Source organism: Okeania hirsuta (assembly GCF_003838195.1).
Lineage (GTDB): Bacteria > Cyanobacteriota > Cyanobacteriia > Cyanobacteriales > Microcoleaceae > Okeania > Okeania hirsuta.
This window is the reverse complement of the sequence record NZ_RCBY01000083.1, coordinates 1-11,965: the sequence shown is the minus strand read 5'-3', so window position 1 is coordinate 11,965 and position 11,965 is coordinate 1. Positions and strand designations below refer to the sequence as shown.

6 protein-coding genes are annotated in these 11,965 nt (G+C 35.5%); 3 read left to right on the top strand and 3 right to left on the bottom strand.

All coding sequences use genetic code 11. The features are described from left to right. Positions 1 to 9: 9 nt before the first annotated feature. Both D5R40_RS15460 and D5R40_RS15455 read right to left on the bottom strand, forming a co-directional pair. The gene (locus D5R40_RS15460; RefSeq protein WP_124146458.1) at positions 10 to 3,012 is read right to left on the bottom strand and encodes a peptidase domain-containing ABC transporter; all 3,003 of its coding nucleotides are present in this window, start codon (positions 3,010 to 3,012) and stop codon (positions 10 to 12) included. A 584-nt stretch (positions 3,013 to 3,596) separates the two neighbouring features. Then, entirely contained in the window at positions 3,597 to 4,343 is a 747-nt protein-coding gene (locus tag D5R40_RS15455) for a peptidylprolyl isomerase (RefSeq protein WP_124146457.1), read from the bottom strand. Between the two features lie 1,253 nt (positions 4,344 to 5,596). Between D5R40_RS15455 and D5R40_RS15450 the strand changes: the two genes are divergently transcribed. From D5R40_RS15450 to D5R40_RS15440, 3 genes are all read left to right on the top strand, one after another. Next, complete coding sequence (locus D5R40_RS15450; RefSeq protein WP_124146456.1) at positions 5,597 to 6,193, top strand: dynamin family protein; 597 nt, start codon at positions 5,597 to 5,599, stop codon at positions 6,191 to 6,193. Positions 6,194 to 6,202: 9 nt separating this feature from the next. Then, positions 6,203 to 7,687, top strand: coding sequence for a P-loop NTPase family protein (locus D5R40_RS15445; protein ID WP_338043232.1), 1,485 nt, complete (start codon positions 6,203 to 6,205; stop codon positions 7,685 to 7,687). 323 nt (positions 7,688 to 8,010) lie between these two features. Next, positions 8,011 to 8,577: a hypothetical protein gene (locus tag D5R40_RS15440; protein ID WP_124146454.1), complete on the top strand. Its 567-nt coding sequence runs from the start codon at positions 8,011 to 8,013 to the stop codon at positions 8,575 to 8,577. A 702-nt stretch (positions 8,578 to 9,279) separates the two neighbouring features. On the opposite strand, the gene D5R40_RS35320 is transcribed toward D5R40_RS15440, so the two are convergent. Next, positions 9,280 to 11,965: glycosyltransferase (locus D5R40_RS35320; RefSeq protein ID WP_205127656.1), on the bottom strand; the 2,686-nt coding region annotated here is incomplete at its 5' end.

Here is an 11,965-nt window from a genome sequence, read left to right as displayed (position 1 = left end):
CTTCCCCAATTATTGTTGAGATTCTTGTTGTTGATAGAGACAGAAATAACGACCTTTAACCGCCATTAATTCACCATGAGTTCCCTGTTCCACCACCGAACCTTTATCCATCATAATAATAGTATTAGCATTTTTCACTGTTGTTAAACGGTGAGTAATAAAGAACACCGTTGTATCAGCAAAAGCTTCAGCCAAATTCTCACAAACTTGACGTTCCGAACTGTAATCTAATGCGCTAGTTGCCTCATCTAAAATCAACAATCTCGGATTTTGTAAAACCGTCCTAGCAATAGCAATTCTTTGCCTTTGCCCCCCTGATAAAGAAGCACCTCTTTCACCTACCATAGTGTTATAACCACTAGGTAAATTCATAATAAAATCATGAGCAACTGCTACTTTAGCCGCCCTCACAATTTCATCAGTAGTAGCATCTGGATTTGTCAAAGCAATATTATCTTGAACCGTACCATTAAACAGGAGAGTATCCTGCAAAACCACTCCAATTTGACGACGTAAAGAATATAATTCTACTTTTTGAATATCATATCCATCAATAAAAATTCGACCAGAAAGAGGTGGATATAAACGCTGCAATAACTTCATCAACGTACTCTTTCCAGAACCACTCAAACCAACAATTCCCACAAAATAACCAGCAGGAAATTCCAAATTTACATTAGCCAACTGTAAAGGTCCGCTTTGAGTAAATCGGAAAGAAATCTCCTCAAATTTAACACCCCCACTCATCGGCGGCATATCAATATTATTCCGGTCCTCCTCATCTACTTCAGCCTCCGTATCCAAAACATCTCGAAGTCGTTCAATAGACATTCCCACCTCTTGGAAACTCTGCCAAACACTCACAAAACGGAGCAACGAACCTGTCACATTACCAGCAATAATTCGGAAAGCAATTAATCCCCCCACTGACAACTGACCATCAATTACCAAATAAGCACCAACCCATAAAAGTGCCAGTCCGGAAAGTTTATTTAAAAAAGTACTAATAGAACTAGAAGTAGTCTGAGTCAAAACAGTATTAAAACTAGCAGTCATAAACTTCGCATAACGCGCCGACCATTCCCAACGAGACCGAAGTTCCAAATTCTGAGCTTTAACAGTTTGAACACCATTTAAAACCTCTACTAAATAAGATTGAGAATCAGCATAACGTTCCGCCTTTTTCCTTAGAAGTCTTCTTACAATTGGCGAATTAATAACAATAATTCCAGTAAAGAAAGGCACCCCTGCCAAAGCTACCGCCGTCATTAACGGGTTAAGAGCCAACATCACAGCAATATAAATTACTGAAAATACCGAATCCAAAACCACAGTTAAAGCTGTACCTGTCAGGAAATTCCTAATATTAGCCAATTCTCCAATCCTACCCGTCAAATCACCCACCCGACGATTATCAAAATAGTTGAGTGGGAGACGGAGTAAATGGTCAATAACCTCAGAGCTAAGTTTGACATCTATACGGTTAGTAGTATCCACAAACAAGAAAGTTCGTAAACCCCCCAACAAAGCTTCAAATAGAGCCACCAATAACATCAAGATACCCAGAACATCCAAAGCCTCAATATTACGTTGCCCCATCACCTTATCGATAATAATCATGGTCATCAGGGGGTTGACCAAACCAAATACCTGTACAAAAAATGAGGAAATCAACACCTCAATAAAAACTGTCCGATGCTCCATCAAAGAAGGAAGAAACCACCAAAAACTAAACTTTTCCTTCTGTTCTGATTTTGGAGCTTGGAGTAATAGAACTTGTCCAGACTCTCCCCAGATTTCCGCAAACTGGCCTGGTTTGAGACGAGTTAATCCGAATTCTGGACTACCAACAACAATCTCTTGTTCTGTAATGCTGTAAAGTACGGCAAAATGGTCCTGCCATTGAATTAAAGCTGGTGCCTTCAGACGATTAACTGCTGCTGCCGGAACCTGTACCAGTTGACCAGTTAATCCCATCATCTGAGCGATCGCTCCACAAGCTTGCAGAGACACCCTACCTGCAGTCCGAATCTGATTGTCCAATACCCGGCGAATCACATCTCGGCGAAACTTCAGCTTCAGATGTTTAGCCAGCATCTGAAAACAAGCCAAAGCAGCAGGTACTTCTCCCTTACCCCGGAAAATTGGATATTTTATAGATTGAGTATCTTGAGCAACAGTTGGTTCTGGTGGACGTGCTGGTGCTTGGGGGACTACAGATACATCTAAAGGCACAAGCTCAGTGTTTTGTGCCCCATTTTCGACGGTGGTATCTTCAAGTTCGCCTCGCTCTTTTTGTTCTGGGAATCCTAAAATTCTTGCTCCTCTGGGTCCCTCAATTTTTAAAGACCTACCCACTCCATCTAAAACCACTGGACTACCCGGAGCAAAATCTCCTACTACCCCACTACTGATTAGCCAGATTTTTTCCGATTCTAAGATAGATTCTAGTTCCTTAGTCTTTACATCTCCTTTTGGTAGGTTGACTACCACAGTTTTTTCGACAACATTTCTAGCAAGTTCTTTCAAGTTCCCACTAACTTCAGCCCTTCTAGCAAATTCTTGACTGAGTAGTTCAAATACTTCACTCACTGCTGGACGTTCTAAAAAGGCTGCCCCAAATTCTGGCTCTGCTTCTAATATTGCCAAGAAGTCTGCGGCGGGTAAAGTCACGGCAATTAAATCTGTGGAAGCGAGTGCTGTTTCACAAGGTGTCCCTCGTAACAACCCAGCCCAACCAAGGATTTCTCCTGGCCCGGCCAACTGTAAACTGGCATGACGTTGCGATCGCTGGTCGTAACCTAATATTCGTGCCTGACCTTGATAGATAATTGCTATCTGGGTGGGCATTTTTTCTCTTTCAAATAGTGGTTGGCCACTACGGTAACCAAGAAGTTGACACTTTCCCACTAATTGAGTTTTCAGTGCATTTTCTGAAAGTAGATTAAATGGTGGTTTGTCTGCCAGAAATTCTTGTACTTGGGATCTTGATATTGTTGAGGAAGTAGCCATCGAGTCTATAAATTTATTTCACTCTAGTTGGGCAATACCGAAATAATTTAAATCGGGTGGTAGATCGTAGGTTGTAGGTCGTAGTGAACTAACACAGCTAAAACTGTGCAATAGATTTTTATTTCTGGGGTTGCACATTATGGAATGATATTGCCAAAAATTAGTTTAGATTTTGACTAAAAATAACCATTAATTAATCATTCTAGCAATTGATTAATCCACAATCCAATTCAATCAAAAATCTCAAATCATTCGTCGCTGTGCAACGTCTAATTTTGTAGCAATGAGTAATTATCATAATTTTTCTACTACTCTTTATTGCTTGATTTAAACACCAATCGACACTTGTTTAATTTACTGTGGGCAATTCACCTCCCGTTAAATCGGAGATTATAACGGGAGACCCCTTGCCAAATCTAGTTGGGTTAAAATCCTCTCATCAACCAGTTTTCCTTGGAAGAGTAGGTTATTGGTTATTCACCTAAGAAATAATTGTTAATTGTTAATTATTGAAACCTACTACCTAACACTTTTCTTGTATGTTATTTACCTAGCACCTCACAACACACTACCTAAAACCTTCTTCAAACTTTTACGTCTGAACGTAGTGGCTTGAGGGTACCAATTTTTCCTATTTGTTCTCTGATCCAATTTTCAAATAGTTCATCTATTAGAGCGCGACGCATTGAGTCATCAAGCTGTGCAGGGATAAATTTTTCTAATCTAATAATTACTGTCCATTCCGTCAATGGACGTGGTGCCCAGATTTGACCTGGTTTACTTACTGATAAAATTTTGCCTATAGCAGGGTGTGGTTGACTCAGAGGCACTGGCCCTAATAATCCTCCCGAGCGCCCTTCTGGACCTTCAGAGTGTTGACGAGCTGCATCCGCAAAGGTTTGTTCTTCTTCTACTATGCGAAAATACAGTTCGTGGGCTAGACCAGGATTTTTTGTCCTAATCAGAGAGTATACTACCTGGTCTAAACTGCTCTTACGAGTCAGAAAATATCTTTCTACTTGATTACTCCAAGTTTCTTGTTTAAATTTTTCTAGTAATATTGGCCTAATTGCCATTTCTACCAATTGTTCTTGGGTCATGTCTTGGTTTTTGAGCCATGCTTGTTTGGTTTCGGGGGTATTTAACTGATATTGGTTCTCAAATTTTTCTACCGCTGTAGTTTTTTGTGCTTCTGTGCAAGTCAAGTTAGCGATCGCTTGGTCGATTATCACCCCTCGTAAAAAATGAGGCATTAACTGATAACGTTTTAATAACGATGGGATATCTTGAGCTTGCAATAATTTATCGCCGATTTGAAACAGTCCTGTCATTTTTCATATCTCCAACTGACTTGCACTATCCCTTTTAATTTAGTCTTCTGTTAAAAGTAGTGGCAGATTAAGTTACCATATTATTATTATTTCTTTATATTGATTCGTCTTTAATTTAAAAATACAAAGAAATAGGTGATTTTGCCCTGTGACGCATTGTCCTTTGGAGCTGTTCCCCTGTTATTGGTATCTACACTAAAGTCATAGGACTACGAATATGGGTCAAAATATATGCTTATTAATCCATGGTTTCACCAACTGCTTTTAACTTGGGTATAATTCGGATGAATATGCTAGTCAAAATATTTATATTATACTTTACTTCATAATAACATCATTATTATTACTACTGTCTACAATAGCTATAGTTAAATAATGATTATATAGTTAGATAGTTAAGACTATAGTAATCTTTTTCTCCTGCATTTTAAATTTTTATTGTGCTTTATAAATCTAGGTTTTACTGGTTTTTTTATTTATTGCATTGGCTATTTACCTCTTCTGTATTAGCATCATTATAACCCCAATTTTTAGGATCGAAAATACCATTTAATTCAGGCTTTTGTAGAATTAAATTCTGTTTAATTTAGATTATTTAAAATTTGACTTGATTTGCAGTCTTAATCTCAACTTTATTTGCTAACCAGAACTGAAATTATTACAATCCTTTTATACATTGTTTAGTAACAAGAACAAGAGAGTTAATTTTTGGGTGGTGGTGCATTTTTATTATTTTTGTGACGACGAGAACAGTGGGAGCATCTTGCTCCCATGCCACGCATTCCTTATTTCCTGTATACCATTACGACTGTAGGACTACCAATTTTTGTTGTCTTATATAAGATATAAAAAATTGTGCAAATATACGAATCTCCCCATCTCCCCATCTCCCTATTCCCTGACTTCTGCAATTAGAGGCCATCTTTTGCCTAATTTGGTTGCCATAATTCCAGTGTAAGTCTGAGCTAGTTGCTAATGCTAAACTGAGGTTCATATATTCTTTCTCAGTATGAGTGATTAATTCCGGTAATTCTAGTTATCTAAATATACATATGAATCATTCCCGATCGCTATAGAGGGAATAAGGAATAGGAAAAAATTTGCACTCAAATTTAATTAATTTTACCTAGATGCGATGCCTCTTTTTAGACTTCCTATACTTACGAGAAAAAGTCGATCTAGCAGTATTTTTTGAAATTGGTATAATGGCAAAAGAATAAAAAATTTACATCACTAATATCTAGGAGGCTAAAATGAACAATAGTGCATTTAATTTAGCTAGGGAAAAAAGTGAAAAAATTACTTCTTCTTTAAGAGATATTTCTGTTCTGATGGGAGAAAGAAATGAAAAGTCTGTAACTTTAGAAACTGGTGTAACTATAATACCGGCTTTGGGTTGCTCTGGAGATGCTAATATTTTAGTTCAAAGGGCTAATGAAATTGAACAAGGAATTTTTAATGTGCTTGTTCTTGGCGAGTTTAAGAATGGTAAAAGTACTCTGCTGAATGCCATGTTAGGGGAAGAAGTATTGCCATCAGATTTTCTTCCTTGTACCGCAATTATTACAAAGATAGTTTATGGAAATAGTGATGAGGTAGCTATATATAATTCTGGTCAAAATTATCCTGATATTTTCAGCATGAAAGACTTCAACGAGTATTTTAAACTTAAAGATGAGGATGAGGAAAATATAGCTCAGGCAGGTTATGTTGAGAGATTTAGTAAGATTGAATATGCTCAAATAGAACGTCATAATCGTCTCTGTAATAATGGGGTAATATTAATAGATTCACCAGGGTTAAAAGAAGATGCAGCTCGAACAAAAATGGCACATAATTTTTTGAAATAGTCACAAGCTATCATATTTGTTCTGAGAGCAGATAAGCTTTTAGGTGAAGATGAAAAAGATTTTTTTGAAAGCTATTTTCAACCAGGTCAGGTCAATAATGTTTTTATTGTTGTTAGTTTTATTGACCGAGCTAAAGAACAAGGACAACAAACGGTTGATAAGGTAAAAAGAAGAACAAAAAATTTCTTTGAAGATTATTATATAGATCGAGAAGGTGATTTTGATAGAGATTTTTATAACCGTCGAGTTTTCTTTGTTAATGCTTTAGGAGCGCTAGAGGTACGCAGAGGAATAGCAGATAAAGCTATTTTAAATTCATCTGGAGTTCTTGAGTTGGAGGAAGAGTTAGAAAAGTTCCTAGCAAGTCCGGAAAAGGTTACAGCTACTTTTGACTCAACTGTAGAATTATTAAGTTTAATTGTTTCTAATTCTCACGAACAAATTAATCAAGAAAAGCTCACTCTAGACCAACCTCTTAACGAGTTAGAAGAGCGACGCAAGCAAACAGAGGAACAACTACTGGAATTAGAAAAGGATAAAAGGGATATTGAAAAAACTATCTTTTTTTACCGTGACAAGATTAAGGAAAAACTCCTGGATGATTTAATTGGATATACTCAAGAAATTAAAGAAACTTGGCAACAAGACTCCCGTAAATTAATAGATATTAAGCCACTTTCTAACATCAAAGATATTCTTTTAAGTGTGCTTAGTGAAAAATCAAAAACTAAAATAAGAAACCATATTAAAGAAGCTTGTACACCGTACATAGAATCTAAGCTGAAACAGTGGGAAACACGAATCCCAATTTTAATTGAGGAAGACATACATGAAATGCAAAAAAAACTAGATAATCAATTATCTGATTTTCAACTTAAAGTCGATAAAATTAAAAGATTGTTTACGTTTGGAAGAGCAGAAGAAGCTTTTACTCCTGAAGAGAAAAAAGTTCAGAAAATTATTCAAGCTATACTTGGTGGACTTACCCTCGATCCTAGTCAAGTTACAGGTGCCCTGATGGGTAAGGGAGACTGGTTAAGTTTTCTTGGTAGACGTCTTCAAGAAATAGTTCTAGTAATTCTTGTCATTAATGTGTTCGCTATTAATAATCCTGTGGCGATGTTGTTCATTGCTTTATCCGCTGAAGGGTTTTTTATAAAACTTCAAAGAGATGCACTGGAAAGAGAAATACTAAAAAAACTTGGGGAAAAAATTCCTGAAAGTATGCGGGAAGTAGTGTTTGAAAAACGCAATGAATTTTATCAAGCTATTGAGGAAGAGTTTGAAGTATTAGCTTCAAAACTTACAAATAATCTACAAGAGCAAATAGATGGGATTAATGAACAACAAGAGCAAATTATTAAGCTCAAGCAAGAAGGAACCAATAGCATAAATATAGAAAAGTCTCGTTTAGATTTAGTGGGAGAAGAGTTAATCAAACTTTTTAATGAAGTTAGTGTAGTTACTTATGGCAAGCATTTTACCCCTGAATAAATTCAAGAAATGTCTGTTCAAAGAAAGGATATTTTAATCGGTAGTAACTAAAAAAAAAGCTGCACAGAATAGATTTTTTATTATATAATTAGCATTCAGTTATTAGCAGTAAAGTTTATCTTAAGGACTGTTGCCATAGCCAGCAATAAAAATGAGTCTAGATTGCTAAGATTAGCTGATACTTTTGCTTTTAATGTAACTTGATAATTCTTGCTCAATCTCTCAATACTAATTCAGGAATAAAAAGTTAGCTAACGGCTGAATGCTTGCTTTATATGTATCCTCAAACAGATAATTATTCAAATAAAAGCGGAGGTATTAAAATGAGTTGGGAATCAGAATTTATTTCTCAGTGGCAAACTTTTATGGATATTTTGGAAACTAATATTCGTCGCCAAGTTAAAAGTAATGGTAGTTTAAATTCTGCTTTTGTTAATACTGTGATTAAAAATGAAGTAGAAAAATGGTCAAACAGTAATCATTTTAATGGTGCTTGGTTACGAAAATTAAACCGCGAAAAGCCTTCTCTTTATGAGCAGTTTCGCACTACTTTAGATACATTACACTCAAGCAGTAGTATATCTTTTAATAATCCTTCGATTGTCTTATCTGTTATGGGAGGAATAGGGATATGTGTAATTCTCATAATTTTTGGGTTTCTCCACTTGCTAGTACAATTAGGATTAATTTCGTTAGTGCTGAGACAAGAAGTTTTAACCACTGCTCTAGCTTCTATAATTATCTTGCCTATTCTCAAGAATATAGAAGCTAAAGAAAGAGAAAATCAACTCAATCAATTAATTGATAATCTTCAACAAGATTTGAATTTTACTGGTGAAAAATTAAGAGAAATTGCAGCTAAAGCTGAAGAAAAGTTGTATAGCAGATGACCAAGCTTGACTATAATCAATGTAAGCATTCAGCCGTCAGGCATCAGCCATCAGCTATCAGCTATTGCTTTTAGTTTAGGATAAAAGCTTTATTAATTGTCTTACTACAAAAGTTGCCTCCCTTGCCCTTAAAGTCAGTTGTTAATTTAAATACTGTCCTATATGAGAGAGTCTTATTGCTGATAGCCGAATGCTTACTAATAAACGTTCCCACTGCGGGTATCTTGTCCGCGACGGGTATACTTCACCAAGGTGGAATCCGCTGTATATCTTTTTTTTACATAAATAGCCCAGCATATCATTTGTTATTGAAAAATAATATAACACTATTTCAAAGTTATGTCTATCTAAATTTTCGAGGATTGAAATAACAGTAAAAGTATCCTGTTGAAGGCTTAATTTATGGAGTAATATTCTCAGACAAATTTTAGAGCGATAATGCTCCGCATCGCTACCGCGAACGCCTGTTTTTGTATAAGCATTCAGCGGTCAACTATCAGCTATCAGCTATTAATTCATTGCCTTTATAGCAGGAATTAGTATTGAGAGATTTAAAGAGAATTCAAAGTATTGGAAAAAAACTAACCTTGACTTTAGCAATGTATATTCATTATTTATGAAACAGCTAAAAACTGACTGTGAGCTAGCTTAATGCTGATGTTTTTGCGGGAAAATAATAATCAAGTTGATACCCATTACACTCTAAAAAAATTCCCTCAATTCCAACACATTTTGCCAAGTATTTGGAAGTGGAAAATCACAACAAGACAAAACAGTCAAATCAAGATCGTCGGCAAGAAAAGCAGCAATACTTTGTCTAACTGCGGAGTTACTATTACTACAAACATTCCCTTTCAAATACACAATTAAATCTTTGACATATTCACAATATTTTTCCAATTCTCCAACTTCCTGAAAATTTAGAGGTCTAGCAAATAGAAAATTCAGAAAATCAGTAAAAATCCATTTTGGCAAAACAGCTTGACGGTAATTTATTGGTAACTGAAAAGCAAAGCGATAAAGCAGAAATACTAAAACATTTTGCCAGATATTTTTTGCGGAAAAATTTTCCTGTAGATTAACAACAAACTCTTTTTCAGAAGCAGTTAAAGCTTCATTTTTTATCCCACTATTGAGCATAAGTTTATAAGTTTCACCTATTTCAGCTTGATAAAAATATTTCAATTGTTCATTTGACAAACCTAACAATTTTTCAGCGAGTTGGCGACGTAATTGGCGAAGATTATTTAAAACCGACTCATCAGCAGTAAAGCGACGATATTGCTCCACCAAATTTTGCAGTTGAGAAAAGTTTTGTTTGAGCAAAATACCTAATTTTTTTCTAGCAGTTTCCTTCACCTCTGGAGTCAAAAAACTATAAACAGTATTCTCCAACATTTTCTGATAAAACCTTTGATAATCTTGAGGATTTTTCCCAGAAGCAAGATTAAGTTGAGTTTGTTGGCGGGGATGAATACGAAGTTGAGATAAAGGCTTATCCACAAATCCAATTTTATAATTTCCCATAATCCTGAACCACATATCTATATCTAATACTTGAGTCAAACTAGAATCAAAAAGTCCGATTTTTTCAAAGACAGTTTTAGGAATTAATACTGTCGTTGGTTCCCCAATTTTATTCAGACGATATTTCATTAAATTAGGGTCTAATAATAAATCTTTTCCTGACTGAATAGTTTTCAAATTTGACCAATCCTTGTGTAAATCTTGAGTACCACGATAAGCAGCTACACAAGTAGAATTATTTTCTGCACCAGGTTCTAAAATTACGCGACGGCGAGAAAATACTAAACCTATTTCCGAATCTTCTTCTGCTATTTTGACAAATTCTTCAATACAGCTTTTTTCGAGCAAGTCATCCTGAAATAAGAATTTAATATATTTGCCTCTTGCTTGGGAAATACAGAAGTTTAAATTTCCCACTAAGCCATAATTTTGATGACAAATAATCCGAAATTCTATTTGTGGATTTTCCAATTGTAATGTTTTGGCTATTTCGAGGGTTTTGTCGGTGGAATTATCATCAGAAATTATGATTTCTAGGTTAGAGTAAGTTTGGGAAAGGGCACTATTAATTGCAGCTCTGATAAAATTTTCTCCGTTGTAAGTAGGGATGCAAATACTAACAAGTGGAAATTTATTACTTGGAGAAGACTGAGATAATTTTGTGGCTGGAATATTAGTAAAATTTTCCGTGACTTGAGCAATATATTCGAGGCGAGTCTTGATTTTTTTACCCATAATTTCAGGGCTAAGTAATGACTTAATATCTTCAGCAGCTTTTAATCCAATTTTTTTGGCTTGGTCAGAATTATTAAACACATATTTCATCAAATTGGCGCAATGTTCAATGTTAGGATTTGCCCAAATATCCCCTTGTTTATATGGTCCGTAATTATCAGCGATCGCTACTTTTTCATATTCGACTAAAAAGCTATTTCCTACATTCATAAATTCAGTATTTGATGAATAGCTTGTGGCAATAACTGGTTTGCCATAAAACATTGCTTCTGCCATTGTTAAACCAAAGCCTTCGGCGCGATGTAGAGATACATAACAATTGCAATGGTAAAGCAAGGCATTGATTTTTTCTTTGGATAAATATCCATCTATATGTTTAATATTTGGGGAGTCTCCGATACTATTTATTAGCCGTGATTTATCTCTAGGAAATTTTTGAGAATTGGAAGATTTTATCAGGAGTAAAACATCTGGGTTTGAGTTTCCGAATGCTTTTTTAAATGCGGCGATGGTGGCGAGTGGATTTTTTCGTTCGAGGCGACTAAAAAAGTCAAATATAAATAGAAAGATAAATTTTTCTGTTGGTAAACCTAGTTCTTTTCTACTAATTTTCGGAATAGGCAGAGAAATACTTGGCATCATTTTTATTACAGGAATAGATGACACCATTGAGATAGATTCGGCACAATAATTACTGTAAGTCCAAATCTCGTGAAATGGCGTAAATGCTGTTATCCATTCTGGAGGAAATTTCGGAAGTTCCCATGCCCAAAAACCGATGTTATATTTGTTGGTGAAATATTGTTTGAGAGTTGGTTTTTTGAGAAAGGTTTTGACTTCGTTGGCGTTGACTTGAAATAGGTTGATTGGATGTGGATTTTCTTGGGTAAATTTTTGGTAGGTTTGGTCGGAGTTTCTATGGGGAGTGCTGATAATGTTGTTGATAACAAAGGGAATGTTTGTGGTTTCTACTGCCCGAAGTGTTGCTCTTACTCCTTCTCCTATTCCTAATTCTCCTTTGACAAAACCTGCAATATTAATTCCCAATTTTTGAGGAGTTGTTGGAGTTGATAAAAGTTCGTTTATCTCTGTAAGTTTTTCTGGTTTTGGGGACATTTCTTCTTTC